This is a genomic window from Aminobacter carboxidus (genome assembly GCF_014863355.1).
GTDB classification, from domain to species: domain Bacteria; phylum Pseudomonadota; class Alphaproteobacteria; order Rhizobiales; family Rhizobiaceae; genus Aminobacter; species Aminobacter carboxidus.
Map to the genome: position 1 here is coordinate 306,783 of NZ_JACZEP010000007.1, position 26,761 is coordinate 333,543.

26 protein-coding genes are annotated in these 26,761 nt (G+C 63.5%); 14 read left to right on the plus strand and 12 right to left on the minus strand.

The window, feature by feature from the left end; all coding sequences use genetic code 11:
• Window positions 1–7: 7 nt before the first annotated feature.
• Both IHE39_RS31280 and IHE39_RS21920 read right to left on the minus strand, forming a co-directional pair.
• On the minus strand, window positions 8–271 hold the full coding sequence (locus tag IHE39_RS31280) for a hypothetical protein (protein ID WP_491844518.1): 264 nt from the start codon (window positions 269–271) through the stop codon (window positions 8–10).
• A gap of 35 nt (window positions 272–306) precedes the next feature.
• Complete coding sequence (locus tag IHE39_RS21920) at window positions 307–1,695, minus strand: serine hydrolase domain-containing protein (protein ID WP_192567945.1); 1,389 nt, start codon at window positions 1,693–1,695, stop codon at window positions 307–309.
• Between the two features lie 233 nt (window positions 1,696–1,928).
• Between IHE39_RS21920 and IHE39_RS21925 the strand changes: the two genes are divergently transcribed.
• On the plus strand, window positions 1,929–2,732 hold the full coding sequence (locus IHE39_RS21925; RefSeq protein ID WP_184767118.1) for a glycoside hydrolase family 25 protein: 804 nt from the start codon (window positions 1,929–1,931) through the stop codon (window positions 2,730–2,732).
• Window positions 2,733–2,898: 166 nt separating this feature from the next.
• Complete coding sequence (locus IHE39_RS21930) at window positions 2,899–4,119, plus strand: lytic murein transglycosylase (RefSeq protein ID WP_192567946.1); 1,221 nt, start codon at window positions 2,899–2,901, stop codon at window positions 4,117–4,119.
• Between the two features lie 57 nt (window positions 4,120–4,176).
• On the opposite strand, the gene IHE39_RS21935 is transcribed toward IHE39_RS21930, so the two are convergent.
• On the minus strand, window positions 4,177–5,046 hold the full coding sequence (locus IHE39_RS21935) for an NAD-dependent epimerase/dehydratase family protein (protein WP_192567947.1): 870 nt from the start codon (window positions 5,044–5,046) through the stop codon (window positions 4,177–4,179).
• Window positions 5,047–5,158: 112 nt separating this feature from the next.
• Complete coding sequence (locus IHE39_RS21940) at window positions 5,159–6,382, minus strand: alanine racemase (protein ID WP_192567948.1); 1,224 nt, start codon at window positions 6,380–6,382, stop codon at window positions 5,159–5,161.
• Window positions 6,383–6,544: 162 nt separating this feature from the next.
• Here IHE39_RS21940 and IHE39_RS21945 point away from each other — a divergent pair, with 162 nt between their 5' ends.
• On the plus strand, window positions 6,545–7,441 hold the full coding sequence (locus IHE39_RS21945) for a DMT family transporter (RefSeq protein WP_184767114.1): 897 nt from the start codon (window positions 6,545–6,547) through the stop codon (window positions 7,439–7,441).
• A 479-nt stretch (window positions 7,442–7,920) separates the two neighbouring features.
• On the opposite strand, the gene metF is transcribed toward IHE39_RS21945, so the two are convergent.
• Both metF and IHE39_RS21955 read right to left on the minus strand, forming a co-directional pair.
• A complete protein-coding gene (gene metF / locus IHE39_RS21950; protein WP_184767113.1) occupies window positions 7,921–8,835 on the minus strand; it encodes a methylenetetrahydrofolate reductase [NAD(P)H] in 915 nt (304 codons plus the stop codon).
• A complete protein-coding gene (locus IHE39_RS21955) occupies window positions 8,835–9,842 on the minus strand; it encodes an ArsR/SmtB family transcription factor (RefSeq protein ID WP_192567949.1) in 1,008 nt (335 codons plus the stop codon). The genes metF and IHE39_RS21955 overlap by 1 nt, the downstream gene beginning before the upstream one ends.
• 119 nt (window positions 9,843–9,961) lie before the next feature.
• Between IHE39_RS21955 and tsaA the strand changes: the two genes are divergently transcribed.
• The 4 genes from tsaA to IHE39_RS21975 all read left to right on the plus strand — a co-directional run bounded on the left by tsaA (window position 9,962) and on the right by IHE39_RS21975 (window position 12,374).
• Window positions 9,962–10,465, plus strand: coding sequence for a tRNA (N6-threonylcarbamoyladenosine(37)-N6)-methyltransferase TrmO (gene tsaA, locus IHE39_RS21960; RefSeq protein ID WP_192567983.1), 504 nt, complete (start codon window positions 9,962–9,964; stop codon window positions 10,463–10,465).
• A 2-nt stretch (window positions 10,466–10,467) separates the two neighbouring features.
• Complete coding sequence (locus IHE39_RS21965) at window positions 10,468–10,782, plus strand: DUF2293 domain-containing protein (protein ID WP_192567950.1); 315 nt, start codon at window positions 10,468–10,470, stop codon at window positions 10,780–10,782.
• Window positions 10,779–11,264, plus strand: coding sequence for an Lrp/AsnC family transcriptional regulator (locus tag IHE39_RS21970; RefSeq protein ID WP_246485596.1), 486 nt, complete (start codon window positions 10,779–10,781; stop codon window positions 11,262–11,264). The genes IHE39_RS21965 and IHE39_RS21970 overlap by 4 nt, the downstream gene beginning before the upstream one ends.
• 162 nt (window positions 11,265–11,426) lie before the next feature.
• Entirely contained in the window at window positions 11,427–12,374 is a 948-nt protein-coding gene (locus tag IHE39_RS21975) for an aminotransferase class IV (RefSeq protein ID WP_192567951.1), read from the plus strand.
• A 17-nt stretch (window positions 12,375–12,391) separates the two neighbouring features.
• Here IHE39_RS21975 and IHE39_RS21980 read toward each other — a convergent pair whose 3' ends face one another.
• From IHE39_RS21980 to ettA, 4 genes are all read right to left on the minus strand, one after another.
• Entirely contained in the window at window positions 12,392–13,009 is a 618-nt protein-coding gene (locus tag IHE39_RS21980; RefSeq protein ID WP_184767108.1) for an MOSC domain-containing protein, read from the minus strand.
• A gap of 110 nt (window positions 13,010–13,119) precedes the next feature.
• Window positions 13,120–14,241, minus strand: a complete 1,122-nt coding sequence (locus IHE39_RS21985; protein ID WP_192567952.1) for a beta-ketoacyl-ACP synthase III — start codon at window positions 14,239–14,241, stop codon at window positions 13,120–13,122.
• A 203-nt stretch (window positions 14,242–14,444) separates the two neighbouring features.
• Complete coding sequence (tam, locus tag IHE39_RS21990) at window positions 14,445–15,212, minus strand: trans-aconitate 2-methyltransferase (protein ID WP_192567953.1); 768 nt, start codon at window positions 15,210–15,212, stop codon at window positions 14,445–14,447.
• 106 nt (window positions 15,213–15,318) lie between these two features.
• On the minus strand, window positions 15,319–16,968 hold the full coding sequence (ettA, locus tag IHE39_RS21995) for an energy-dependent translational throttle protein EttA (protein WP_184767105.1): 1,650 nt from the start codon (window positions 16,966–16,968) through the stop codon (window positions 15,319–15,321).
• 345 nt (window positions 16,969–17,313) lie between these two features.
• On the opposite strand from ettA, the gene IHE39_RS22000 reads away from it, so the two are divergent.
• A complete protein-coding gene (locus IHE39_RS22000) occupies window positions 17,314–18,603 on the plus strand; it encodes a tlde1 domain-containing protein (protein WP_246485597.1) in 1,290 nt (429 codons plus the stop codon).
• A gap of 62 nt (window positions 18,604–18,665) precedes the next feature.
• Window positions 18,666–19,583, plus strand: coding sequence for a cation diffusion facilitator family transporter (locus IHE39_RS22005; RefSeq protein ID WP_192567955.1), 918 nt, complete (start codon window positions 18,666–18,668; stop codon window positions 19,581–19,583).
• Window positions 19,584–19,654: 71 nt separating this feature from the next.
• Here IHE39_RS22005 and IHE39_RS22010 read toward each other — a convergent pair whose 3' ends face one another.
• Both IHE39_RS22010 and IHE39_RS22015 read right to left on the minus strand, forming a co-directional pair.
• Window positions 19,655–20,416 (minus strand): ABC transporter permease, encoded by a 762-nt coding sequence (locus tag IHE39_RS22010; protein WP_115731392.1) that lies wholly within the window; start codon window positions 20,414–20,416, stop codon window positions 19,655–19,657.
• A complete protein-coding gene (locus tag IHE39_RS22015; RefSeq protein ID WP_192567956.1) occupies window positions 20,413–21,339 on the minus strand; it encodes an ABC transporter ATP-binding protein in 927 nt (308 codons plus the stop codon). The genes IHE39_RS22010 and IHE39_RS22015 overlap by 4 nt, the downstream gene beginning before the upstream one ends.
• A 211-nt stretch (window positions 21,340–21,550) precedes the next feature.
• Between IHE39_RS22015 and IHE39_RS22020 the strand changes: the two genes are divergently transcribed.
• From IHE39_RS22020 to IHE39_RS22040, 5 genes are all read left to right on the plus strand, one after another.
• Entirely contained in the window at window positions 21,551–22,483 is a 933-nt protein-coding gene (locus IHE39_RS22020; protein ID WP_192567957.1) for an alpha/beta fold hydrolase, read from the plus strand.
• 96 nt (window positions 22,484–22,579) lie between these two features.
• On the plus strand, window positions 22,580–23,755 hold the full coding sequence (locus tag IHE39_RS22025) for a CaiB/BaiF CoA transferase family protein (RefSeq protein WP_192567958.1): 1,176 nt from the start codon (window positions 22,580–22,582) through the stop codon (window positions 23,753–23,755).
• Window positions 23,752–25,404, plus strand: a complete 1,653-nt coding sequence (locus IHE39_RS22030; protein ID WP_192567959.1) for a thiamine pyrophosphate-binding protein — start codon at window positions 23,752–23,754, stop codon at window positions 25,402–25,404. The genes IHE39_RS22025 and IHE39_RS22030 overlap by 4 nt, the downstream gene beginning before the upstream one ends.
• A 307-nt stretch (window positions 25,405–25,711) precedes the next feature.
• Window positions 25,712–26,428: a glycosyltransferase family 2 protein gene (locus IHE39_RS22035; RefSeq protein WP_192567960.1), complete on the plus strand. Its 717-nt coding sequence runs from the start codon at window positions 25,712–25,714 to the stop codon at window positions 26,426–26,428.
• On the plus strand, window positions 26,425–26,754 hold the full coding sequence (locus IHE39_RS22040; protein WP_184767097.1) for a lipid-A-disaccharide synthase N-terminal domain-containing protein: 330 nt from the start codon (window positions 26,425–26,427) through the stop codon (window positions 26,752–26,754). The genes IHE39_RS22035 and IHE39_RS22040 overlap by 4 nt, the downstream gene beginning before the upstream one ends.
• Window positions 26,755–26,761: the final 7 nt, after the last annotated feature.

Consider the following 26,761-nt stretch of genomic DNA (forward strand, 5'->3'; position numbering starts at 1 on the left):
CTGCTGATCAGCGTCTTGGGGCTACGGCCTCGAAGCTCAAGCCGAAGCGCATGAGATATTTGCGTAGCCTGTCGGCATCGTTACCGCTGGTCTTCAGCTTGCGTGACTGCGCGAACAATTCGCGGCCGGCGGCGCTGAGTGAACTGCGTTCGCGACAGACCTTCAGGACCGCCGGCGACTGGCAGGCCGACGCGCCCTGGCGCAAAAAAGCGGCAGGCGCGCCAGGAATAGTCCAGCTGCGACGTCGAATGCGGAATTCACCAATCCGCATTCGACGATCACCTGGTTGCGACTTTTGCCGTGACCTCAGCGCACCGCGTTGACCAATGCCGACAGCATCGCCTGCGGCTTGTAGCGCAGTTTGGACGGCGTCAGGCCGAGCCGGACGACGACCAGATTGGCCGATGGCACCATTGCCACCGTCTGGCCGTCATGGCCCTGCATCCAGAAGGCGTCGTCGGGCAGGTCGAAGCCGACATCGGGGTCCTCGCCTTCCGGCGTGCCACCCTCCGGTCCCTGCAGCCACAGTTGCCCGCGGCCATACTCGCCATGCGTGGCAGCCGGCGCCTTCTCGCGCATCCAGGCGACATAGCCCTCGGGCAGGATGCGCGCGCCGTTCCAGGCCCCGTCCTGCAGCAGGAACTGGCCGAAACGCGCCCAGTCATGCGCCGTGGCGTAGAGATAGGACGAGCCGGCGAAGGTGCCACGCGCATCGGCCTCCAGCACGGCACTGGTCATGCCGAGCGGCCCAAACAGCTTTTCGCGCGGCCACGACAATGCCTTGGCCGGATCGCCGACTGCATCTTGCCACAGCCGCGACAGGATCAGCGTCGTGCCGCTGGAATAGGAGAATTTCTTGCCGACATCCGCCGCCAATGGCTTGGCCGCGGCGAAGCTTGACATGTCAGGCTCGAGATACAGCATCTGCGTGACGTCGGTGACGTCGCCGTAGTCCTCGTTGAATTCGAGACCGCTCGACATCGCCATCAGGTCGGCAAGGCTGATTGCGGCGCGCCCGTCGGCCTTCCACGGCTCAAACAGCGCCGTCTTGTCGACCGCCATCTTGCCCTCGCCGACAAGGGTACCGATGATCGCAGCCGTCACCGTCTTGGTCATCGACCAGCCGAGCAGCGGCGTTGCGGCGCTGAAACCCTCGGCATAACGTTCGCCAACGATGCGGCCGTTCTGCACGACGACGATGGCCCGCATGCCCGGACCAGCAAGGGCCGCATCGTCAAGCACCGCTGAGATCGCCGGGTTCTGTGAAGCATCGACCTTCTCGCCCTCGGGCCACAGCGCTTCCGCATTGGCCACGGGCGCTGCCGGAACCGCGCCGAGCGCCGCTGCAGCGATGTCTCCGTCCGGCACGTTGCTGCAGCCAGCACCGTCATGAACAACCGCGAGCCCCCTGCCGAAGATGCCGAACAGGCCGGCGCGGACGGTGCCTGCACTGTCGTCGACGCTGACAGACATCAGCCTGAGAAGCGGATGGCCCGGCGCCTGGACGTCGTCGGCCAGCACCTGATTGGCATCGCGGCCAGCCATGAAGACGTTGGAACAGACGATCTTGGCGGCATAACCCGAGCCCACCCTGATCAGCGCCGGCGGGGCGAAATAGAGCCAGCCCGACATGCCGGCGACAACAAGCACAACAAGGGCAACCAGCCATTTCACGATCTTGCCGATGATACGCATTGCTGTCCCCGCCCCGACATCATGCTTCCGCCATGGAATTGCCGTCATTCCTCCGCCAAATCTTTGAGGCTGTCGAGCGCGATCAACGGTTTATCAACCATGATCGGCGATCACAGAGGGGGATATGCGGCGTCTCGGGGAAACCGCTGATCCATCGGAATAGTATCCGGGCCGCAGGGCCTGCCCCATAACGATGTGCTCTGGCCGGTTCCTGCCGGCCGCAAGGAGAAGTAATGCGCCGCGTTTCGGCTCTTGTGCTGCTCGCCTTCCTCGGCGCCTGCTCGACCTCAGATACCCTGTCGCTTGGCCCCGTCGGCAAGCCGGGCAGCATGGCCTCCGTTTCGGTCAAGAATCCGCGTTTCAGCGACAGCGACCCGCACCAGTGGGAAAGCGGCGCGCCCTGGACCTATGCCGTGCACGGCACCGATGTTTCGAAGTACCAGACCTCGATCGACTGGCAGCAGGCCAAGGGCAGTGGCATTTCCTTCGCCTTCATCAAGGCGACCGAGGGCGGCGACCGTGTCGACGACTATTTCGCCGAGCACTGGCGCGAGACCAAGTCCGCCGGCGTGCCGCGCGGCGCCTATCATTTCTACTATTTCTGCCGCCCCGCCGCCGAGCAGGCGCGCTGGTACATCGACAATGTACCGAGAGAAGGCTCGGCCCTGCCGCCGATCCTCGACATGGAATGGAACCCGCAGTCGCCGAGCTGCAAGCTTCGTCCGCCTGCCGCCACGGTGCGCAGCGAGATGAAGATCTTCCTCGAAATGGTCGAGAAGCACTATGGCAAGAAGCCGATCATTTACACCTCGATCGACTTCTTCGACGACAACAACCTGTCGACCTTCCGCGGCTATCCCTACTGGCTGCGTTCGGTCGCCGGCCACCCGACGTCGCGATATGGCAGCCACCCTTTCACCTTCTGGCAATACACTGGCACAGGTGTCGTGCCCGGCATCAGGGGCGACGCCGACATCAACGTCTTCAACGGCAGCGAAGCCAGCTGGAAGAAGTGGCTCGCTGCCAACACCAGATAGCCCGGACTGCACCACCGGGCTGCATATTCGCATGGCAGATGCGACAAGAAGAGGGGGTGCGGCCCTCGCCCCGGTTCTGTAGAAGGCGCGGCAAGACATTGAGCTGGCCGTCTGCCTGTTTTCGCCGTTCCGCGAAAGCCTGACAGGCCAAGCAGGAGAGCTGCCCATGAAACTGCTGAGCAAGGCGCTGGTCGCCGCCCTTTTCGCCACCGCCGCAATGCCGGCAATTGCCCAGGATACCGCTGCGGTGCCGCAAGGCGCTCCGGTAGTCACCTCGGAATGCGGCGACGATTTCGCCACCTGGAAGCAGAACCTCGCCAATGAGGCGCGCACCACAGGCGTCGGCGAAAAGGGCCTCTCGGCTCTGGCAAACGCCGGCCTCGATCCCAAGGTGTTGGAGCGCGACCGCGCCCAGGGCGTGTTCGCCCAGACCTTTACACAATTCTCCGAGCGCATGATCAGCGATTACCGGCTGAAGCACGGTGCAGCCAACCTGCAGAAATACGGCCAGTACTTCACCATCGCTGAGCAGGACTACGGCGTGCCCGGTCCGGTGATTGCCGCCTTCTGGGCGCTGGAAACCGATTTCGGCGCGGTGCAGGGCAAATTCAACTCGCTCAACGCACTCGTCACGCTGGCGCATGATTGCCGACGGCCCGATCTGTTCCGGCCGCAGGTGATCCCGCTGCTGACCCTGATCGACCGTAACGTCCTGCCCGCCGACGTCCAGGGTGCCTGGGCCGGCGAAATCGGCCAGACCCAGATCCTGCCGTCGGATTACCTGGCGCGCGGCGTCGATGGCGACGGCGACGGCATCGTCGACCTGCGCAATACCCCGGCCGACGTCATCCTGACCACCGGCAAGAAGATCCAGTCGCGCGGCTGGAAGCGTGGCGAGCCATGGATCGAAGAGGTTCGCGTGCCAGCCGAAATGGCCTGGGAAGAAACCGGCCGCACCAACAAGCAGCCGCTCGCCAGATGGGCGGCGATGGGCGTCACCATGCGCGACGGAACCCCGATCAAGGACAATGGCCTCAAGGCCGGCATCGTGCTGCCGATGGGCCGCAAGGGCCCGGCCTTCCTGACCTACGACAACTACGACGTCTATCTCGAGTGGAACCAGTCGGCGACCTACACGCTGACCGCGGCACACCTTGCTGCCCGTCTCGCCGGCCAGCCGGCCTTCGACCGCGGCAATCCCGACGCCGGCCTGACAGGCGACGCGATGAAGGCCCTGCAGCAGAAGCTTCACGACAAGGGCTACGACGTCGGCGGCATCGACGGCATTCTAGGCACCAACACCCGCGAAGCCATCCGCCAGGAACAGATGCGGCTCAAGCTACCCGTCGACGGCTGGCCGACCGACGAGTTGCTGGCGAACCTGTGAGGGAGTAGCGAGTAGGCATTTCACCTGCTTCCCTATTCGCCACTCCCTATTCGCTCTCTAAAACAACGATGCCGCGTCGTGATGGGCCGGCTTCCAGCCAAGTTCGCTGCGCGCCTTCTCGCCGCTCAGCCGCTGGCTGATGGCGTAGCCGCGCGCCCATTCACCGAGCCGTTCCGCAGCCTCGTCGACGCTGGCGGTACGCAGTTCGGGACGGTCCGCACCAAGGTAATCCGCCACGCCTGATATGATTGCGCCGACGGTCATGCCTGGTATGGCCGAGCCGTTGTATGCCGAACCAGGCCGCGCTTGTTCCATGGCCCGCAGATACAGGTCCGCCAGGTCGGCGGCATGGACCAGGGGCCAGACGACCTCGGGCGAGCCGATGACATCGACACCACGACCGTCGCGCAGTGCATCCATGAACGACGAAAACACGCCGCCCTCGCTGGAATAAACCATCGCGGGGTGGATGACGACGCCTTCGACTTCCGGCGCGTCCAGCACGCGTTGCATGTTGTCGATCATCCAGCCGAAGGCCGGCAGCGGGGCGAAGGGGCTTTCTTCGGTGGCCACCTGCTCTCCTGTTGCCCCGAACAGCCAGCAGCCGCCGGTGTAGACGAAGCGAGGCTGCTTCGGCATCGCGCCGAGCACCGGCAGCAGCGCATCGAGCAGTGCCGCCTCGACCTCACCCATGTCGTCGCCGAAATCGGCGGCGGCGTGGATCACGGCGTCAACGGGCGTTAGCTTGCCGACCCATTCCGTAGGCTTGCGCAGATCGCCGAGCAGCGGCATCGCGCCTGCCGCCTCGATACGTTCAGCCGACGCTTGTGAACGCGCGAGGCCGGTCACCTCATGCCCCCCCTCGATCAAACGCTGCAGGACATGGCGACCGATGAAACCGGTGCCACCGAGGAGGAAGACGTGCATGGGAAGGCCTTAGGTGAGTAGTGAGTAACAGGTAGATCGGAGTCCTCACGCCGCGATTCAAGCCGCGTTTCCTCACTATTTCCTGCTCGCTATTCGCTATTAGCTTCGTTCATCACTCCGCCGCCATCGTCTCGAGGCTCGCAAACCCCTGTGGCGCGTCGCCCTCGTCGAACGGCGTGGTCACCTCGACAAAGGTGTCGGGATAAAAGCCGTTGAAGCGGGTCCTGAGCGACAGCGAATACGCCCCGATATGGCCGATCTCGATCCAGTCGCCGGTGTCGATGGTCTCGGGCAGCCAGAACGGCCTGGAGAGGATGTCGACGGAATCGCAGGTCGCGCCACAGACCTTGAACGGCACGATCTTGTCGGCATCGCCGTTGCGGGTACGGATCGCCGGATCCGGGATGAAGCGCGCCGGCAAGGTGATCTTGCCGGTCCATGAATCCGACAGCGACGCCCAGATGCCGTCGTTGATATAGAGCCGCCTGCCCTTGCGCAGCAGCACCCGCACGATCAGCGACAGGCAGCGCGCCACGATCACACGCCCCGGTTCGGCGACGAGCGGCATTTCGTCGAAATTGTATTCCTTCAGGTCGCCGCGAAAGCGCGACATGATCTGGCCGATCGAAGGCATAACCGGCTTCTTGGAGTTGGGGTCGTGGCCGTATTCGGCCGGAAAGCCACCACCAACGTCGAGCCCGGCGAGATCGAAGCTGACGCGATTGCGCACCCAGTCGACCGAAGCCAATGCCCGCTCATAGGTGTCGGGGTCTTCGATCTGGGAGCCGACATGGAAGCACAGGCCGACCTTGTAGCCGTAGCGGTTGAGCCGCTCGCAAAGCTCGACCGCATTGGCAGGCCCCGCGCCGAACTTCTTTGACAGCTCATACGCAGCCGAGCCCTTGGTCTGGACGCGCACGAACACAGTGATCGCGCCCGGGTCGATGTCGAGCGCGCGCACGACACGGGTCAGCTTGTTGATCTCGTCCTCGTGGTCGACCGCGATCACCCTGATGCCGTAGGTCTCCAGTGCCAGCCGGATGTCCGACTGCGCCTTGACCGGATGCATGTAGATCATCTCGGCTTCGGCGGAGACCTCCCTGACCGCCGCGAACTCGCCGGGCGAAGCCACGTCGAACATGGTCACGCCGGCCTCGACAAGCGCCTTGAGCACGATCAGTTCGCCATTGGTCTTGACCGCATAGGCGGTCCTGCCGGGAAACATCTCCATGAAGGCACGGGCGTCGGTCTTCAGCACTTCCGGCCGGAAGCAGTAGACCGGGGCATCGGGGCGAAGAGCGAGAGCGGCCTCGCGTGCATTTTCGAATCGCTGCATGGAAGCTCCTCGTTTGCCGGCCGAAATCTAAACCAAGCGGACAGCGATGCAACCCGAGCGCGTTTGGCAGCAGGAGCGTTGCGTCACCCAATGGAATCGGGTGGCCCTACCCGAGAATCGCGCGTAGCTGTCGAATGTGACAAAGCGAAGAAGGAAGCGGACATGAGTGCACGCGATTGGGCAAGGCTGCTGCTTCTGGGCCTCATCTGGGGCGGATCGTTCTTTTGCGTTCATATCGCCGTCGCCGAGATCGCGCCGCTCAAGCTCGTCCTGTTTAGGGTGCTGATCGCCGGCGTGGCACTGCACCTGTTTTTGCTGTTGCGAGGCCCCTCCTTCCGCCTCGCTTTGCCCCATGCCGGCATCCTGTTTGGCCTTGCGGTGCTGAACAACGTCATCCCGTTTACACTGATCTGCCTTGGCCAGACCGAGATCGGCGCCGGCCTCGCCTCCGTGCTCAACGCCACCACGCCGTTCTGGACGCTGATCGTCGCCAACGTGCTGACCAGCGACGAAAAGCTGAACTGGAACAAGCTCGCCGGCACGGCACTCGGCATCGCGGGCACCGCCATCATGGTCGGCCCCGGCATCGTCGCCGGTCTCGGCGGTCCGGTCTGGGCAAAGTTCGCGCTTGTCGGCGCCTCGCTGTCCTATGCCTTCGCGCTGATGGTGGCGCGACGCCTCAGGGGCGTGCCGCCGGCGATCATCGCCACCGGCCAGCTGACGGCCTCCAGCATCATCATGGTGCCGATCGTACTGGCGGTATACGGCACGTCTGGCCTGTTTGCGGCCAGCGCCAATGCCTGGCTCGCCACCTTCGCGCTGGCGCTCATCGCCACCGCTTTCGCCTACATCCTGTTTTTCAAGCTGGTGGCATCGGCCGGCGCCACCAACACCTCGCTGGTCACCCTGATCGTGCCGGCGAGCGCGATGCTTTTGTCGGTGAGTTTCCTTGGCGAGCGACTCGAAGCGTTCGAACTCGGCGGCATGGCGCTCATCGCGCTCGGGCTTGTCACCATCGACGGACGCCTGTTCAGGCGGCGCCAGCCGGCGGGAGCGTGACCGCGAAACCAGACCTGTGGTCGGAGTGGTGATGCATAAGTCGGGATTGCTGCACTGCCCAGTTGCCCGCCCAGCGAGCCGCGTGGCGCTGTCGCGGCTAATCGATTAGCCACAATTTCTCCACAACCGTGACGACCGCTTTTGGCGAGTAATTCCAAAGACTAAGATCGGAGAATGCGTCGCATTTTCCACAATCTTGTCGCAATGCAGCACATTTTTCGCTTGTGTGTGACCGAAATGACCCTAGATTCCGGCCTGTGGCTTGCGCAGAGGAGGCTATGCATGGGACTGACTAGGTCAATCAATGCACTCATGATTTGCGCCGCGTTTGCATTCATCGGCGCGCTCATCGTTGGAGTTCTTCCATAAAAGGCCGCTAAGACGGCGGAAGACGATAGCACCTCTAAGGTGGAAAGCTTCGAAAAGGCCGGGATCACCCTCCCGGCCTTTTTGGTTTTTCAGAGTAGGCTATGGCGCGCTCAGGCTGCGGCCGCCCCCTGCACCAGCGGCTGCGGCCGGATGCCGATCATGTGGCATACCGCAACCACCAGGTCGGCGCGGTTCATCGTGTAAAAGTGGAAATCACCGACACCGCGCTCGACGAGGTCGAGCACCTGTTCGACCGCCACGGCAGACGCCACCAGCGCATGCGTCTGCGGGTCCTTGTCGAGGCCCTCGAAACGCTCTGCCAGCCAGCCCGGCACATGGGCGCCGCAGCGCGAGGCGAAATTGGCGACCTGGCCAAAACTGTGGATCGGCAGGATACCCGGCACGATCGGAATATAGATGCCGGCCTTGCGGGCGCGCTCGACGTAGCGCTCGTAGAGATCGTTGTCGAAGAAGAACTGGGTCACGGCCCGCGTCGCGCCCTGGTCGACCTTGCGCTTCAGCATGTCGAAATCCGTTGCGAAATCAGGGCTTTCCGGGTGCTTTTCAGGGTAGGCCGAGACCGAGATGTCGAAATCGCCCTGCGCCTTCAGCGCACCGACGAGCTCAGCACCATTGGCATAGCCGCCGGGATGCGGCTGGTAGGCCGCGCCCACGCCTTCCTTGGGGTCGCCGCGCAGCGCCACGAAGCGCTTCACACCCATGGCGGCGAACTCGGCGATCACCTGGTCGACCTCCTCGCGGGTCGCATCGACGCAGGTCATGTGCGCGGCGGGCGTCAGCGTCGATTCCTGCAGGATGCGCTTGACGGTACGGGCGGTGCGCTCGCGCGTCGAGCCGCCAGCACCGTAGGTCACCGAGACGAATTGCGGGCGAAGCGGCTCGAGCCTGGTCACGGTTTCCCAGAGGCGCGCTTCCATATCGTCGTTCTTGGGCGGGAAGAACTCGAAGGAAACACGGATCTTGTTGCCGATGTCGGAACGCCTGGAGAGCGGAAATTGGTTCATCAGGCAGTTTCCCTTTGGGCTTGCAATTCAGGATTGGGATCAGCGACCAGCAGGCGCTTGTCACGCGCAAGCCACAGCTTGACCGTGAGGCTTGCCTTGGTCGACGAGCGCGGTTCGAATTCCTGGGTCTCCTCGAGTTCCAGCCCGGCCTCGGACAGCCAGTCCTCGATCTGCCGGTCGGAGAAGCCAAGGCGCGCATGCGCATGCTCGGAGCGCAGGAAGTCGAGCCCGTGCGGGGCGAAGTCGACGATCACAATCCGCCCCGCCGGACGCAGCAGGCGCGCAGCCTCCTGGATGGCGCGGGCCGGATCGTCGAGATAGTGCAGAACCTGATGGATGGTGACGAGGTCGAAGGCGTCGCGCTCGACCGGCGGCGAAAAAATGTCGCCCTGGCGCACCTGGGCGTTGGCGACACCGGCCTTGTCGAGATTGGCGCGGGCGACCGCCAGCATCTCGCGCGACTGGTCGATGCCGACACCGCGACGATAGAGCGGGGCAAAGATCTCAAGCAGGCGGCCGGTGCCGGTGCCGAGGTCGAGCATCGACTGGAACGACCGCTTGCCAACGAGCTTGACCAGTGCTGCCTCAACGGCGCGATCGGGCGCGTGCAGCGAACGCAACTCGTCCCAGCTCGCGGCATTGGCGCTGAAATAGCGGGCCGCGCGCTCCTGACGCTTGTGCTTGACGTCGCCGAGACGCTCGAAATCGCGCACCACCTGGCTGTCGGAGGTATCGATGCTTGACACCAGCCCCTGCACGAAGCCGCGCGCCTGATCGGCATCGGAGAGGCGGAAAAAGGCCCACGAGCCTTCCTGGTAGCGGTCGATCAGGCCGGCCTCGAGCAACAGCTTGAGATGGCGCGACACGCGCGGCTGCGACTGGCCGAGGATGTCGGTCAGATCCGATACGGTCAGGTCGCCGCGCGAAAGCAGCGTCAGGATGCGAAGGCGGCTGGATTCGGCTGCCGCCTTCAAGGTATCTACCATGGTGTCGAGCGTCACATGCATCGGCTTTGGTTCTCGCCAAAAGACATAAACATATCTTTATGTGACGAAGCTGAGGATTGCAACGCCCAATGTCGCATGCGGGCAAGAAAATGGCGCGACCGTGGGAGGTGCCGATGCAGATGTTCGAACAGCGCGAGGGCGAGATAGCGCTGGCAGGCGATCCAGCAGCGCAGTCGTCCGACGCCGGCCTCGCCTATATCGGCCGCATCGCTTCGCCCTGGAAGCTGCGCGAGGACTGCCCCAAAAACATGAATGCCGCGCGTGAGCGTGGCGGCGGCGCGTTCGTTATTGTCGACGCACCTTACCGGCCAGGCCTTGCCGGTCTCGCCGGCTTCAGCCATGTCGTCGTGCTCTCCTGGTTCGAACAGGCGCCGCGGAATCTGATTGTCCAGAAGCCGCGCCATGCCTCTGACGCAAAAGGTGTTTTTGCCCTGCGCTCGCCTGCCCGGCCGAACCCGATCGGGCTGCATGTCGCGGGCATCGTGTCGCTCGATTTCGAGGCCGGGCGCATCGAGCTGGATGCCATCGACGCGCTCGACGGCACGCCGGTCATCGACCTCAAGCCCTACTTCGCCTCGGTCGACGCCTTTCCTGATGCCAGCCGTCCGGGCAAGGACGCCTGAGCATGGTTGCCCCCACCGGCCGCCGCCGTGCCGTCGCCAAGGCGCTGACCGCGCTGCTGCCGCTGGCGCCCTACGCCGACATCGAGACGATCAGGACCGAAGCGCTGGCCGTGCATATGAAAACGCTGCCGCCATCGATCGCGGTGTGGCTGGCGACCGTCGCCCATGTCCGCCATGCCCATACCGACTACGACAAGCTCCTGTCCGAAGGTTATGACCGCGACTCCGCGCGTTTCTTCGTTATCGACCAGACCAACACCACTCTGACCCGCTGGCGCGCCACCCGCCTGCTCGATCCCGACGACGAGGAGGGATGATGGACAAGCCGCGCAGCACCGCCCAGCCGCTGGACGATCTCGACCGCCGCATCCTGGCCGTGATGCAGCAAGACAACCGGCTGTCCTTTGCCGATCTGGCCGAGCGGGTCGGATCGTCGGCAGCCTCCTGCGTGCGCCGGGTCAAGCGGCTGCGCGATGCCGGCGTCATCCTTGCCGACATCACTCTCGTCGACCCCAGGGCCGTCGGCAAATCGCTGACGGCGGTGATCAACATCGAACTGGAAGCCGAGCGGCGCGACCTCGTCGACGCGTTCAAGCGGCAGATGCGTGACGCGCCCGAAGTCACCCAGTGCTACATGGTCACGGGCGAGGCCGATTTCGTCGTCGTCGTGACCGTCGAGGACATCACGGCTTTCGAGGCCTTCACGCAGAAATGGCTCTACGCCAATCCGAACCTGCGCAAGTTCCGCTCGATGATCATGCTCGACCGCGTCAAGTTCGAACCGCGCGTCGCGGTCTAGCTCCGAGCCTGTCGCACGGTGGTCGCTGTCGGAGAGAAAGCAGTTGCTTCACCGAAGCCCGAATTTTGATCGGTTCGCCTCATCTGGCCCGGCATTTTGACTGAAATGGCGCATCGCTAGCGGGCAAATTCTCCCCGAAAGTCCGGAAAGCGGAGAGGAACCATGGATCTCGCACCAAAACAATTGCCTGCACTCGCAAGCCGCCACGTCGACCCGCATTCCTATCCCTCAGGTGTTGCCTTCCTCGACGGCCAATATGTGCCGATGTCGGAGGCGAAGATTTCGGTGCTCGACTGGGGCTTCCTGCATTCCGACGCGACTTACGACACCGTCCATGTCTGGAACGGCGCCTTCTTCCGCCTCGACCTGCACATAGAGCGCTTCTTTGGCGGGCTTGAGCGGCTGCGCATGTCGATCCCCTTCGACCGGGCAGGCGTCACCCAGGTCCTGCACAACTGCGTAGCACTTTCGGGTCATCGCGCGGCCTATGTCGAGATGCTGTGTACCCGCGGCGCTTCGCCGACCTTCAGCCGCGACCCACGCGACGCCATCAACCGCTTCATGGCGTTTGCAGTGCAGTTCGGTTCGGTCGCCAACCCCGAACAGCTCGAGCGCGGCCTGCACGTTTCGATAAGCCAGCGCATGCGCATCCCTCCGGTCTCGATCGATCCCGCCGTCAAGAACTACCACTGGCTCGATCTCGTGCGCGGCCTTTACGACGCCTATGACAACAATGCCGAAACCGCCCTGTTGCTCGACTTCAACGGCAACGTCGCGGAAGGGCCGGGCTTCAATGTCTTCGCCGCAAAGGACGGGCGTCTTTCGACGCCGGCCACCGGCGTCCTGCCAGGCATTACCCGCCGTAGCGTTTTCGACCTCTGTGCCGAGGCCGGCCTTGTCGCCGAAGCCCTTGATGTCAGCGTCGAAGCGCTACTGGGCGCCGACGAGGTGTTCATCACCTCGACCGCCGGCGGCATCATGCCCGTGACGAAGATCGACAGCAAGGCCGTGGGCAACGGCAAGGTCGGCCCGATCACAACCAAGCTGAAGGATGCCTACTGGGCCAAGCACGACGACCCCGCCTGGACGATGCCGGTCGCTTATCCCTGAGCCGCCAAGGTGAGGCTCTACGCCCGGTAAATCCACTGCTCGGGCACACGCACCGACACTTCTTCGCCGGCTGCAATCACGCCCGGCTTCTCGACCCAGCCGACAAGCCCGCGCAGGCGGCGCGACACCTTGGGAAACAGCAGCGAGCCGGCATCGTGGTCGGTCATGCCGGCATGCTCGGCGATCGAGCGGCCGGCGACCCGGCAGGGCGCGTTCTGGCCATCGATCTTGATCGTCACGCCGCCCTTGAAGAACAGCATGGTGCCAGCCGGCAGCATCGACAGCATCGGCACGCCATCGAGCGTAAGGTTGGCGCCGATCCATTCCGGCTTGATCTCGGCCAGCCCCATGCGTTCGGCGACGATCGCCATCTCGTCGGGCGCGATAATCGACAATTGCCGCTCGTTGCGCATCTCGGTGCCACGCGGATACCACGGCTCGCGCCCGCCCGAGCGCCTCGTGTAGCCGGCATGGACGTCGCCGGCGATGCCTTCGAAACCCAGCGGCAGCGTTTCAACCGCCTGGGTGACGAAATGGTCCTCCGGCGCGATGTAGACGCCGGCAACGCGCGCAGCAAGCTTCCGGCCGGCCAGGATTTCAGGTTCGCCCTCGCGGTGCATGATCGGATCGAGCATCTTTGGCCTTTCGGTTTCGGACTGCTGCTTTGAACGGCATGCCAGGCGAAATCCAGACAAAATGCCTGATCCCTATGATCATCCGAAGTGATTGGTCGCGCAACGACCGCTCACATCATCCGGACCAGCGCGCCGCCGATGGAGTAGCCGGCACCGAAGGCGCAGATCAGCCCGTGGTCGCCCGCCTTCATGTCCTCGTGATTTTCCTTGAGCGCAATGACAGCACCTGCCGCTGCCGTGTTGCCCAGCCGCTCCAGCACCATCGGCGCCTTGTCCTGGTCCGCGTCGTGGCCGAGCGCCAGCTTCAGGATCATCGCGTTCATCCGTGCATTGGCCTGGTGCAACCAGTAGCGCCTGACATCGGACGGCGTCATGCCGTGGTCGGCAAGGAAGGCGGTGATGAAGCGGTGCGCCGCATGCGTCACCTCCTTGAACACCTTGTTGCCGACCTGCTTGATCATGTTGCCCTCCATCTCGACGACGGAGGTGTTTTCCTGGCCGGCACGCAGCAGGAAGCCGAAATTGGTGCGGATGTTGTTGGAGAACTGCGTCCAGTTGCGTGTGTCGAGTATCTCGAAGCGACCCGGACGGGTCTCCTTCGGTGCCAGCGCCTCAACCACCATCGCCACTGAGGCATCACCGAAGATGAAATGTGTTTGCCGGTCGCGGAAATTGAGGTGCCCGGTGATGATCTCGGGCGTGACGATCAGCACGCGCTTCTGCCCGCCCGAGCGCACGAGGTTGTAGGCGACATGCAGGGCAGCCGCCGCCGACGAGCAGCCGAGGCTCATGTCGAAGGCCGCGCCCTCGATGCCAAGCTCTTTCTGGATCTCGATCGAGATCGCCGGATAAGGCCGCTGCTGGTGCGAGGCAGCGCAGATCACCATGTCGATGTCGGCGCCGACAAGCCCGGCATGGTCGAGCGCCTTGCGCGCCGAGGCAACGCCGAATTCGGCCTCGACCGACAAGTCGTCGTCGGCGCGCGGGGCGATGCGCGGGGTCATGCGTTCAGGATCGAGGATACCGTCGAGCGTGTGGACATGCCGGTTCTTCACACCCGAGGCATAGACGATGAATTCGCTGTCCGATTTCTTGATCGGCTCGTGCCCTGCCGCCTCGCGCCTGACATTTTCGATGTCGGCCCAGGCATTGAAGCTTTCGACCAGTTCGTCGTTGCTGATCGAGGCCGCGGGGATTTCAACGCCGATGCCACTGATGATAACGCGATGCATACTACCCGTCCGATGCATGAATTTCCGAAGCATGCCCGACAGCAGTTACGCTTTCGGAAAAATCCATGCCCCAGCGATAAAAATGGAGGTTTGAGGCCCCGACGCGTCCTGTCCCCGCCTCACCGGACTCGCCACCTGGCAGTTTACGTCACATGGAGCCGTTCGAATACGCCCCCGTGCGCCACATGCCCTGATATTCCGCCCTATCCTCGCTGCGCGACCATGAACAGCCGGGGGAAGCGCAGCAGCACCTTGCCGTTGGCGACGGGCGGATAGGCAGCGGCGATCCGCGCCGTGTACGCCACGAGATAGGCCTCGCGCTCGGCCGCATCGAGCGGATCGACAAACGGCTTGAGCCCTGTCCCCTTCACCCATTCAACGATAGCCGCCACATCGGCCAGCGGGTGGTTGTAGACCGTGTGCCAGATGTCGACCCGCACCGACAGCGGCATGAGCAGGTCGTAGTAGGAGGCGACCGATGGCAGTTTTGCCCGCGTGGCTCCCGCTATCTTGGCGGCGAACGGCACCGCGGCAGCCGTCTCGCGCATCGCCACATGCGACGGCTCGCCAATGTTGTCGGGCATCTGCACCGCAAGGAAGCCGCCAGGCGCCAGCAGCCCCATCAGCCGCGCCAGCACGGCCTGATGGTCCGGCAGCCACTGGAACACGGCGTTGGCGAAGATCACGTCCACCGGTTCATCGGGTGTCCAGTCGCGGGCATTGGCAAGCTGGAAGTCGACGCCGGGCAACCGCTGCCGCGCCTGCTCGATCATGTCGGGCGACGTATCGAAACCCGATATGCGGGCGTCGGGCCAGCGTTCGATCAGCAACTCGGTCGAATTGCCCGGGCCGCAGCCGATGTCGATCACATGCCGCGGCCGCTCCAGTCCAATCTGCGCCAGCAGGTCGCGCGCCGGCCGCGTCCGCTCGTCCTCGAACTTGAGATACTGCGCTGCGGACCAGTCCTTCATGCCGAAACTCCAGAAGCAGTTGCGCAGCGGTTTTCCATCCGGGATTGCGCACAATGAGTGCGAAAACAAAAACGCCCCGTTTCGGGCGGGGCGTTCATGAAGTCGATCAGCGCGTCAGGCGCTTGTGGCTCATCCGGTGCGGGTTGGCCGCATCGGCGCCAAGGCGGCGGATCTTGTCCTTCTCGTATTCCTCGAAGTTGCCTTCGAACCACTCGACATGCGCGTCGCCTTCATAGGCGAGCATGTGGGTAGCCATGCGATCGAGGAACATACGATCGTGGGAGATGATGACGGCGCAACCGGCATAGGCTTCGAGTGCGTCTTCGAGCGCGCCCAGCGTTTCGGTGTCGAGATCGTTGGTCGGTTCGTCGAGGAGCAGGACGTTGCCGCCGTTCTTCAGCATCTTGGCAAGGTGGACGCGGTTGCGCTGACCGCCCGACAGGTTGCCGACGCGCTGCTGCTGGTCGCCGCCGCGGAAGTTGAACGACGAGCAATAGGCGCGGCTGTTCACTTCGTGCTTGCCGAGCTTGATGACTTCGGCACCGCCGGAGATCTCTTCCCAGACCGTCTTGGTCGGGTCGAGCGCATCGCGGCTCTGGTCGACATAGCCGAGCTTGACGGTTTCGCCGACGCGGATCGAACCGCTATCGGGCGTTTCCTGGCCGGTGATCATCCTGAACAGCGTGGTCTTGCCAGCGCCGTTCGGTCCGATGACGCCGACGATGCCGCCGGGCGGCAGCTTGAAGTTCAGGTTTTCGATCAGCAGTTCGTCGCCGTAGCCCTTGTTCACGCTATCGACCTCGATCACCACATTGCCAAGGCGTTCGCCGGCCGGGATGACGATCTGCGTGTCGGTCGGACGGCGCTGATCCGCCTTCTCCACCAGTTCCTCATAGGCCTTGATACGCGCCTTGGACTTGGTCTGGCGTGCCTTGGGCGAGGACGCAATCCACTCGCGCTCGCGCCAGATCGCCTTCTGGCGCGAATCGTCTTCGCGGCCTTCCTGGATCAGGCGCTTTGCCTTGGCGTCGAGATACTTGGTGTAGTTGCCCTCATAGGGGATGCCGCGGCCGCGATCGAGTTCGAGGATCCAGCCAGTGACGTTGTCGAGGAAGTAGCGATCGTGGGTGATGATCAGCACCGAGCCCGGATAGTCGCGCAGGTGCTTTTCAAGCCATGCCGTGGTCTCGGCGTCGAGATGGTTGGTCGGTTCGTCGAGCAGCAGAAGGTCGGGCTGTTCGAGCAGCAGGCGGCACAGCGCGATGCGGCGGCGTTCGCCACCCGACAGCTGGGTCACTTCGGAATCGCCGGGCGGGCACTGCAGCGCGTCCATCGCCATCTCGACCTGCTGTTCCAGGTCCCACAGGTTGAGACGGTCCATCTCGTCCTGCAGCTTGGCGCCCTCGTCGGCGGTCTCGTCCGAGTAGTTCATCATCAGCTCGTTGTAGCGCTCGATGATGGCGGTCTTCTTGGAAACGCCGTCCATGACGTTCTCAAACACAGTCTTGGCCGGGTCGAGATGCGGCTCCTGCGCAAGGTAGCCGACGGTCGCGCCGTCGGCCAGCCAGGCTTCGCCTGACCATTCCTTGTCGAGGCCGGCCATGATCTTGAGCACTGTCGACTTGCCGGCACCGTTGGGGCCGAGGATGCCGATCTTGGCATCTGGGTAAAACGACAGATTGAGATTCTCCAGCACCTTCTTGGTACCGTAGGACTTGGTCAGTCCCGACATGTGATAGATGAACTGGCGTGCCACGCGCGCGTATCCTGCTTCAGGTGAACGGAGATTTGCGCGCTATGTAGGCCATCCTACCCCAAACGGCAAATGCTTTTGGGGCTGATGGTGCGCCGCATACAGCCTTAGGCGACAGGGCGTTTCGCTCCCATGCCGAGCCTTCCGTTTTCGGCGTCGAAATGATCTCCGTTTCCGCAAAGCAAAATTTAACCATATTTGTCCATCCTTTCTCCATCGTTCTGTCGAGTTGGGGACATTCTGGAAATCTCGCACTGCGGCCGTTTGCCGGCCGGAAGACGTTTGCGCGACAACTGGTCTGCTATGCGTTTGAGTAAAGTCGTTCGTCCACAATCCTTGCGCCGTCTGTTGCGCCCGTTTGTCATCGCCTGTGCCGGCACGGCTTTTGCCGGCATGGCCGCGTGGTCGATGGCCGGCATGGTCGCGATGGGCAATGTCAGTGCCTTCGACCCGGTCCATTTTGCGCCGAAGCCACAGGTGCAGGCGGTGACCGTCAAGCAGGCACGCCTGTCGGCCTATGTCAGCACCGACAAGGCGTCGCGGCTCGTCGCCGCGGCCAAGCCGCAAATTTCCGCCAGTGGTGCCAGCCCCGCCGTCACGGCCAGCCTGACCGGCAGCCTGGGCAAATCCGCCCGTCATGCCACCGTCGCGGCTGCCACATCAGCAAACGGCCATGCCGCCCGCTTCGATACCATAGCCAGCCAGGCCGATCTCAGCTCGAACAAACTCGCCAGCCTGTTCTCGGCCAGCTCCATCGAACTGCAACAGCTTGCCGCTGCCACAGCGGACGCCGACGCCGACCAGCCGGTATTGCCCGCTTCGGTCGCAGCACGCCCGACCATTCTGGCTTATGCCGATCCGTCGCCGGGCGGAGCCGCCGACACGGCGCTGTCGACCTTGCTGACCGGCCCTTCCGAAGAGGAACTCGCTGCGGCGCAGGCTGAAGCGGAAGCCGCCGCCCTGCCCGACTATGCCGACACCCCGTCTGCCGGTCCCCGTCCGGAGCTGCGCCCGCAAGCGGCAGCCGTCAGGCCAACCGACGCCGGCAAGGCGGACACCAGCGCGCCAGAGCCCGATGCGCCACGGACGGCCGAAAAACCCGAACCGCAAAAGCCGCAAAAACTTGCCTATGCGCGTCCGGAAATTCCCGAGGACAAGCCGGGCAGCACGCTTGGGCGCTCGCTGCGCAGCCTGTTTGGCGGCAAGACCAAGGCTGGCAACGGCGTTGCCGTCTATGACATCAGTGCCGCCAAGGTCTACATGCCCGATGGCAGCGTGCTCGAGGCACATTCCGGCATCGGCCACATGGCCGACAACCCGCGCTACACCCATGTCAAGATGAACGGACCGACGCCGCCGCACACATACAATCTCAGGATGCGTGAAAAGCGCTTCCATGGCGTCGAGGCTATCCGCATGCTGCCGGTCGACGGCAAGAACAAGTTCGGCCGCGACGGCTTCCTGACCCACAGCTACCTGCTGCGCGGCGGTCGCGAGGAGTCACATGGCTGCGTCGCCTTCGCCGACTACAAGCGCTTCCTTACCGCCTTCAAGCAGGGCAAGGTCAAGCAGATCATCGTCGTGCCGAGCGGCGGACGCGAAAGCTTCCGCCTAGCTTCGAACGGCAAGGCGCTCTGAGACAAATCCGCCCTCAATGCCGCTGGTGGACATGACCGCACGGCTATTTCATAGCTAAGGCCATGAAAACCGAAACCAACCTGCTTCGGATGTCGATCGCCGTGACGTTTGTCGTCGCGCTGTTCGGCATCGTCTTCGGCGTCCTCAGCGGCTCGTTCTCGATCGCCTTCGACGGTGCCTATTCGCTCGCCGATGCGACGATGACCATCCTGGCGCTGATCGTCGCTCGCCTGATCACCAGCAACGCCAATCACAACCGCCGGCTGCACAAGCGCTTTTCCTTCGGCTTCTGGCACCTTGAGCCGATCGTGCTCGGCCTGAACGGCATCGTCCTGATCAGCGTGTCCTGCTATGCGCTGATCAACGCCGTGGCCAATCTGCTCGCCGGCGGACACCACCTCGAATTCGACTACGCCATCATCTACGCGGCCGTGACCCTTGCGGCCTGCCTGACCATGGCCTTCATCGGCAGCCGCGCCAACCGGACCATTCAGTCCGACTTCGTGCGCCTCGATGTGACCGCCTGGATGATGTCGGGTGGCATCACCGCGGCACTGCTGGTTGCCTTCATCGGCGGCTGGCTGGTCGAAGGCACCGAACTTGCCTGGACGGCACCGTATGTCGACCCCGCCGTGCTGGCGCTTGTCTGCATGGTGATCATCCCGATGCCCATCGGCACGGTCCGCCAGGCCTTCTCCGACATTTTGTTGATCACACCGGAAACGCTGAAGGCGCATGTCGACGAGGTTGCGCGGGCAACCGTGAAGAAACACGGCTTCGTTTCCTATCGCGCCTATGTCGCCAAGGTTGGGCGCCTGATGCAGGTCGAGCTGTATTTCATCGTGCCGCCCGGCCTGCCTGCCAAGACCATCGAGGAATGGGATGCCTTGCGCAACGAGATCGGCGACGCGCTTGGCGATGAAGGTCCCGACCGCTGGCTGACGATCGCCTTCACCGCCGACCAGGAATGGGCGGAGTAGCTAGAGCATGATCCCGAAAAGTGGAAACCGGTTTTCGGAAAAGATCATGTTCCAACAACGAGGCTCCACCGCTACACCTTGATACGCCAGCCGGTCCTGAAGATCCACCACACGGCTGCAAGGCAGGCGGCCAGGAACACCAACGTCATGCCCAGGCTGATACCTACATTGACGTCCGATACGCCGAAGAAGCTCCAGCGGAAGCCGCTGACCAGGTAGACCACCGGGTTGAACAGCGACACCGTGCGCCAGAACGGCGGCAGCATGTCGATGGAGTAGAAGCTGCCACCCAGGAAGGTCAGCGGGGTGATGATCAGCAGCGGCACCAGCTGCAGCTGCTCGAAACTGCGCGCCCAGATGCCGATAATGAAGCCGAACAGGCTGAAGGTCACTGCCGTCAGCACCAAAAACAGCAGCATCCAGACTGGATGCTGGACCTGCAGCGGCACGAACAGCGCCGCGGTCGCCAGGATGATCAACCCGAGGATGATCGACTTGGACGCCGCCGCCCCGACATAGGCGATGACGATCTCCAGATACGACACCGGTGCTGACAAAAGCTCGTAGATGGTGCCGACGAATTTCGGGAAATAGATGCCGAACGAGGCGTTGGAGATGCTCTGGGTCAGAAGCGACAGCATGACCAGGCCGGGCACGATGAAGGCGCCGTAGCTGATGCCGTTGATCTCGCTGATGCGCGAGCCGATGGCAGCGCCAAAGACGACAAAATAGAGCGAGGTCGAGATGACGGGCGAAACGATGCTTTGCAGCAGCGTGCGCCAGGTGCGCGCCATTTCAAACAGATAGATTGCGCGGATCGCGTAAAAATTCATCGCCGTTCACTCACCAGATTGACGAAAATCTCTTCAAGCGAGCTCTGCTTGGTCTGCAGGTCGCGGAAGCGGATTCCGGCGTCGTTGAGGTCCTTGAGCAGTGCCGTGATGCCAGTCCGCTCGCCTTGGGTGTCGTAGGTGTAGACGAGCTCGTTGCCGTCTTCGGACAGTTCGAGCCCATGGCTTGAGAGTGCCTGCGGCACCTGCTCCAGCGGCTGCTGCAGCTGCAGCGTCAGCTGCTTGCGGCCAAGCTTGCGCATCAGCTCGGCCTTGTCCTCGACCAGGATGATCTCGCCATGGCTGATGACGCCGACGCGGTCGGCCATCTGCTCGGCTTCCTCGATGTAGTGCGTGGTCAGTATGATGGTGACGCCGGTTTCGCGCAGCAGACGCACCACCTCCCACATGTCACGCCTCAGCTCGACATCGACGCCGGCTGTCGGCTCGTCGAGGAACAGGATCTGCGGTTCGTGCGACAGCGCCTTGGCGATCATCACCCGGCGCTTCATGCCGCCCGACAGCGTGATGATCTTGCTGTCCTTCTTGTCCCACAGCGACAGGTCCTTGAGGATCTTTTCGATGTGGGCCGGATTGGCCGGCTTGCCGAACAGGCCGCGGCTGAAGCTGACAGTCGCCCACACCGTCTCGAAGGCGTCGGTGGTCAGCTCCTGCGGCACCAGGCCGATCAGGGTGCGCGCCGCGCGATAGTCGCGAACGATGTCGTGGCCATCGGCAAGCACTGTGCCAGAGGTCGGATTGACGATGCCGCAGATGACGCTGATCAGCGTCGTCTTGCCGGCCCCGTTGGGCCCGAGCAGCGCAAAGATCTCGCCGCGGCGAATATCCAGGTTGATGTCCTTCAGCGCCGAAAAGCCCGACGCATAGGTCTTGGAAAGATTGGAAACGGAAATAATCGGCTGCATGACGATCATCACTTCAGCTGGGAATGAGAAGGAAAGACGCAAAAAATGCCGGCGGGGGCGGCCGGTTCTGAGGTTAGCGGAATATATGGGCTGACACCCGTCGAACAAGGGTCGTGGTGACACCTCCTGACATTGTCCCTGTGCACCGCCGTCAGCCGGCCTTGACGGGCGCACCGCACTTCCCCAACAGTCCGCCCAGGGGGAGACTGCAATGCCGTTCGACACCACAACCACGCTTGCCTCTCCGACCGGGGCAAAACTCAATCTCTACTTCAGGCGCGCCGACGCCCCTGCCCGCGCCGTTGTCCAGATCAATCACGGCCTCGCCGAGCATGGTGCGCGCTACGCCCGTTTCGCCGATTTCCTGGCCGCGCGGGGCTGTCATGTATATGCACACGACCATCGCGGCCATGGCGCGACCACGGCCGCCGATGCGCCCAGGGGCCGTTTCGCCGGCAAGAACGGCCTGGAAATCGTGGTCGCCGATATCGCCGCGATACATGACCACATCGCCGAACAGCATCCTGGCCTGCCGGTGATCATCTTCGGTCATTCGATGGGCGGGCTGATGGCGCTCAACTTCGTCTTGCGTCACTCCGAGCGCGTTGCCGCCGCCGCCATCTGGAACGCCAATTTTTCCGCCGGCATCCTCGGTCGGCTGGCCCAGGCTATCCTCGCCTTCGAGCGCTTCCGGCTCGGCTCGGACGTGCCCTCCCGCATGCTGCCGAAGCTGACCTTCGGCGATTGGGCCAAGAAGATCCCCAACCGACGCACCGAATTCGACTGGCTATCGCGCGATGTCTCAGAGGTCGACGCCTATGTCGCCGACCCGCTCTGTGGCTGGGATGCTTCAGTGTCGATGTGGATCAATGTCTTCGACCTCGTCTTCGCCGGTGCCAATGACGGTAACTTCGCCAAGGTGCGCAAGGATTTGCCGTTCAATCTCGTCGGCGGCCAGCGCGACCCCGCAACCGATGGCGGCAAGGCCGTCGAGGCGCTGGCGGCACGCATGCGCCGGATGGGCTTTTCGAATCTCGTTTCAAAGGTTTACGCCGAGACCCGCCACGAAAGCCTGAACGAGATCAACCGCGACGCCGTGATGGCCGATTTCGGCGCCTGGCTTGACCGGACGCTTCCCCGGTGAGCGGCTGGGCTGGCCCAGTGCAACGCTGTGGCGGCAAATCGGGACTCCTGTTAGAGCCAATTGTGTACAATCTGCTGAAATGACCTCTGGTGCCTCATGAATAATCCGCCTCTTCACGGTGTCCGCGTCATCGAACTTGCCCGCATCCTCGCCGGGCCTTGGGCCGGGCAATTGCTGGCTGATCTAGGCGCAGACGTCATCAAGGTCGAGAACCCCGACGGCGGCGACGACACCCGCAAATGGGGCCCGCCCTTCGTTACCTCCCATGACGGTGAAAACCTCTCGGCGGCCTATTATCACTCATGCAACCGCGGCAAGCGCTCGATCGCGGTCGATTTCTCGACGCCTGAAGGCGCCGAGATCGTGCGCAAGCTTGTCGCCGACGCCGATGTTGTAATCGAGAACTTCAAACTCGGCGGCCTCAAGAAATACGGCCTCGACTATGACAGCCTGAAGAAGATCAATCCGAAGCTCGTCTATTGCTCGATCACCGGCTTCGGCCAGGACGGGCCTTATGCCGCCCGCGCCGGCTACGATTTCATCGTCCAGGGCATGTCGGGCCTGATGTCGATCACCGGCCCGGCCGGCGGCGAGCCGCAGAAGGTCGGCGTCGCCGTCACCGACATCTTCACCGGACTCTATTCGGTCATCGCCATCCAGGCAGCGCTGCGCCACGCCGAGGCCACCGGCCAGGGCCAGCATGTCGACATGGCCTTGTTCGACGCCCAGATGTCGGTGCTCGCCAACCAGAACCTGAATTACCTGGTCTCGGGCAATTCGCCGGTGCAGATGGGCAACGCCCACCCCAACATCTCGCCCTACGAGGTACTGCCGGTGCGTGACGGGCATTTCATCCTTGCCGTCGGCAATGACGGCCAGTTCCAGAAGTTCTGCGCCATCGTCGGCCTCGAAGCCATCGCCACCGACCCGCTTTTCGCCACCAATTCAGCCCGCGTCGCCAATCGTGTCGCCCTGCGCGAAAAGATCGTCGCAGCCTTGGCCGGCTTCGGCCGCGAGGAGTTGCTGGCAAAGCTCGAAGCGTCAGGTGTGCCTGCAAGCCCGATCAACACCATCGGCCAGGCCTTCGCCGACCCGCAGGCGATCGCGCGCGGCATGCGCATGGACCTCGACGACGGCCACGGCAACAAACTGCCGTCGGTGCGCGCCCCGATGGTCATGTCCGAAACCCCGCTCGCCTATGACCGCCCATCGCCCCGCCTCGGGCAACACACTGCAGAGATCCTTGCCGAACTGGAGAAGCGTGCGAAATGAAGACCGGCGGAAAACTGATCGTCGACGCGCTCGAAGCCAATGGCGTCGACCGCATCTATTGCGTGCCGGGCGAATCCTACCTGGCCGTGCTCGATGCGCTTCATGACTCCAAAATCCAGAGCGTCGTTTGTCGCCAGGAAGGCGGTGCTGCGATGATGGCCGACTGCCATGGCCGCCTGACCGGGAAGCCGGGCATCTGCTTCGTCACCCGCGGCCCCGGCGCCACTAATGCCTCCGCCGGCGTCCACATCGCCATGCAGGATTCGATCCCGATGATCCTGTTCATCGGCCAGGTGGCGAGCCACGCCAAGGAGCGCGAGGCCTTCCAGGAGGTCAATTACCGCCGCTTCTTCGGCGATATCGCCAAATGGGTCGTTGAGATCGACGATGCCGCGCGCATTCCCGAGCTGCTCACCCGCGCCTTTTCGGTGGCGACCTCGGGCCGTCCGGGCCCGGTGGTCATCTCGCTGCCTGAGGACATGCTGACCAGCGAGGTCGAGGCTCCTGCAGTCCTGCCCGCCGTAGCGGTGGAAACCCACCCGGGCGAGGCCGAACTGGACCGGGTCGAAGCGTTGCTCAACGCGGCCAAGCGGCCGTTCGTCATTCTCGGCGGCACGCGCTGGGATCACCGTCTTGCATTCAATGACATCCAGGCGATCGCCGAGAGCTGGTCGCTGCCGGTCGGCGTCTCGTTCCGGCGCCAGATGCTGTTCGATCACCTACACCCCAACTATGCCGGCGACGTCGGCATCGGCATCAACCCAAAACTCGGCGCGCGCATCAAGGACGCCGACCTTGTCCTTTTGATCGGCGGCCGCTTCGGCGAAATGCCTTCGTCCGACTACACCCTGCTCAAGAGCCCCTATCCCGACCAGCAACTGGTGCATGTCCATGCCGACCCTGACGAACTCGGCCGCGTCTATCGGCCGACGATCGCCATCAACGCCTCGCCGGCGACCTTCGTGCGGGCCTTCGCCAGGCGCAAGGGCCCGGCGGCACCAGGCTGGGCCGAGGAGACAAAGAAGGCGCATGCCGACTACCTCGCCTGGTCGACCCCGCCGCTCACCGGCCCCGGCCCCGTCCAGATGGGTCCGATCATGAACTGGCTGGAAAAGATCCTGCCCGAAGACGCGATCCTGACCAATGGCGCCGGCAACTACGCCACCTGGGTGCATCGTTTCCATCGCTTCCGCCGTTACGCCACGCAGGCGGCGCCGACGTCCGGCTCGATGGGCTACGGCACGCCGGCAGCAGTCGCTGCCAAGGGCCTGTTTCCCGACCGCGAGGTCATCGCCTTCGCCGGCGACGGCTGCTTCATGATGAACGGCCAGGAATTCGCCACCGCCGTGCAATACGGCTTGCCGATCATCGTGATCGTCGTCAACAACGGCATCTACGGCACCATCCGCATGCACCAGGAGCGCGAATATCCCGGCCGCGTCGAGGCGACAGACCTCAAGAACCCTGACTTCGCAGCCCTTGCGCGTGCCTATGGCGGACATGGCGAAACGGTGCGCGAGACAGACGAATTCGCGCCCGCCTTCGAACGCGCACGCGCCAGCGGCAAGCCATCGATCATCGAGATCAAGCTCGATCCCGAAGCGATCACGCCGACACGCACGCTGAGCGACATCAGGGACAGGCGCTGAGTATTGCAGCGGGGCTAGGCAAACCTTGCCCCGTACGCGGAGAAAAGGCTTGCCTCCGACAAGTGGACTTGCCCAAGGCGACAAGTGAGACTTGCCGCCGGGGAACAAGTCGAACTTGCCAAGGGACAAGTGGAACTTGCCCCAGGGGACAAGTGCGACTTGCCCCAGGGGACAAGTGCGACTTGCCCCAGGGGACAAGTGCGACTTGCCCCGAGGAAAGGCGCAACCATCGTGGCAAATGGGTGGCTTTGGTGCTATTGAAGCCGCGAATTTCGCCATCCTGTCGTAACCTTCCCCAGGCAAACTGATGATTTCAATCGTCATTCCGTGCAAGAACGAGGCTGAGAACCTGCCGATCCTGGTCGGCGAGGTCCATGCCGCGATGACCGGCCGCGACTACGAGATCATCGTCGTCGACGATGGTTCAACAGACCGCACGCCAGAGGTTCTGGCCGAACTCGCACGCAGCGCCGGCCGCCTGCGCCATGTCAGGCACGACCGTTCCGCTGGCCAGAGTGCGGCCGTCCGCTCGGGCGTTTTCGCCGCCAAGGGCGACATCGTCGTGACCATGGACGGCGATGGCCAGAACGATCCGGCCTACCTGCCCAAGCTCGCCGACGCACTCGTTGCTGCCGGCCCCGCCGTCGGCATCGCCGCCGGCCAGCGCCTCAAGCGCACCGACACCAAGCTCAAGCAGTTGTCCTCGCGCTTTGCCAACGGCCTGCGCGAGATGATTCTGCACGACGGCACCCGCGACTCGGGCTGCGGCCTCAAGGCCTTGCACACCGAGCTGTTCCGCCAGCTGCCATTCTTCGACGGCTGGCATCGCTATTTGCCGGCACTCGCCCTGCGCGAAGGCCGTGGCGTCGTCCATGTCGACGTCGTCGACCGCTCGCGCATCCACGGCAAATCCAACTACGGCATTCTCGATCGCGGCCTGCGCGGCATTCTCGATCTCTTCGGCGTGTGGTGGCTGCGCCGCCGCCGCAAGGTCGTGCCATCAGTCACGGAGCTTGGCCAATGAACCTGATCTCGGACCTCGGCACCTGGCTGCACGACGTCTTCATCGCCCAGTTCGACGGCTGGATCCTGCTCGGCTTCGTTGCCCAGGGCTTCTTCACCATGCGCTTCGTCGTGCAGTGGCTCGCCTCCGAGCGTGCCAAGCGCTCGGTCGTGCCGATCGCCTTCTGGTTCTTCTCGCTCGGCGGCGGCGCCCTGCTTTTGATCTACGCCATCAAGCGCCAGGACCCGGTGTTCATCGCCGGCCAGGGGCTCGGCCTGTTCATCTACATCCGCAATCTCTGGCTGATCGCCAATGAGCGGCGTCTGGCCATGTCCAAGACGGACTGATCACGGG

Coding starts and splice junctions, on each gene's coding strand:
- IHE39_RS22035 (WP_192567960.1), top strand. CDS start 25,712: ATGATTTCAATCGTCATTCCGTGCAAGAACGAGGCTGAGAACCTGCCG.
- IHE39_RS21920 (WP_192567945.1), bottom strand. CDS start 1,695: ATGCGTATCATCGGCAAGATCGTGAAATGGCTGGTTGCCCTTGTTGTG.
- IHE39_RS22040 (WP_184767097.1), top strand. CDS start 26,425: ATGAACCTGATCTCGGACCTCGGCACCTGGCTGCACGACGTCTTCATC.
- IHE39_RS22010 (WP_115731392.1), bottom strand. CDS start 20,416: ATGAATTTTTACGCGATCCGCGCAATCTATCTGTTTGAAATGGCGCGC.
- IHE39_RS21945 (WP_184767114.1), top strand. CDS start 6,545: ATGAGTGCACGCGATTGGGCAAGGCTGCTGCTTCTGGGCCTCATCTGG.
- IHE39_RS21970 (WP_246485596.1), top strand. CDS start 10,779: ATGATGGACAAGCCGCGCAGCACCGCCCAGCCGCTGGACGATCTCGAC.
- IHE39_RS22005 (WP_192567955.1), top strand. CDS start 18,666: ATGAAAACCGAAACCAACCTGCTTCGGATGTCGATCGCCGTGACGTTT.
- metF (WP_184767113.1), bottom strand. CDS start 8,835: ATGAACCAATTTCCGCTCTCCAGGCGTTCCGACATCGGCAACAAGATC.
- IHE39_RS21975 (WP_192567951.1), top strand. CDS start 11,427: ATGGATCTCGCACCAAAACAATTGCCTGCACTCGCAAGCCGCCACGTC.
- IHE39_RS21925 (WP_184767118.1), top strand. CDS start 1,929: ATGCGCCGCGTTTCGGCTCTTGTGCTGCTCGCCTTCCTCGGCGCCTGC.
- IHE39_RS22020 (WP_192567957.1), top strand. CDS start 21,551: ATGCCGTTCGACACCACAACCACGCTTGCCTCTCCGACCGGGGCAAAA.
- IHE39_RS21980 (WP_184767108.1), bottom strand. CDS start 13,009: ATGCTCGATCCGATCATGCACCGCGAGGGCGAACCTGAAATCCTGGCC.
- tsaA (WP_192567983.1), top strand. CDS start 9,962: ATGTTCGAACAGCGCGAGGGCGAGATAGCGCTGGCAGGCGATCCAGCA.
- IHE39_RS21940 (WP_192567948.1), bottom strand. CDS start 6,382: ATGCAGCGATTCGAAAATGCACGCGAGGCCGCTCTCGCTCTTCGCCCC.
- IHE39_RS21955 (WP_192567949.1), bottom strand. CDS start 9,842: ATGCATGTGACGCTCGACACCATGGTAGATACCTTGAAGGCGGCAGCC.
- IHE39_RS22025 (WP_192567958.1), top strand. CDS start 22,580: ATGAATAATCCGCCTCTTCACGGTGTCCGCGTCATCGAACTTGCCCGC.
- IHE39_RS22030 (WP_192567959.1), top strand. CDS start 23,752: ATGAAGACCGGCGGAAAACTGATCGTCGACGCGCTCGAAGCCAATGGC.
- tam (WP_192567953.1), bottom strand. CDS start 15,212: ATGAAGGACTGGTCCGCAGCGCAGTATCTCAAGTTCGAGGACGAGCGG.
- IHE39_RS22015 (WP_192567956.1), bottom strand. CDS start 21,339: ATGCAGCCGATTATTTCCGTTTCCAATCTTTCCAAGACCTATGCGTCG.
- IHE39_RS21985 (WP_192567952.1), bottom strand. CDS start 14,241: ATGCATCGCGTTATCATCAGTGGCATCGGCGTTGAAATCCCCGCGGCC.
- IHE39_RS21935 (WP_192567947.1), bottom strand. CDS start 5,046: ATGCACGTCTTCCTCCTCGGTGGCACCGGTTTCATCGGTCGCCATGTC.
- IHE39_RS31280 (WP_491844518.1), bottom strand. CDS start 271: ATGCGGATTGGTGAATTCCGCATTCGACGTCGCAGCTGGACTATTCCT.
- IHE39_RS21965 (WP_192567950.1), top strand. CDS start 10,468: ATGGTTGCCCCCACCGGCCGCCGCCGTGCCGTCGCCAAGGCGCTGACC.
- IHE39_RS21930 (WP_192567946.1), top strand. CDS start 2,899: ATGAAACTGCTGAGCAAGGCGCTGGTCGCCGCCCTTTTCGCCACCGCC.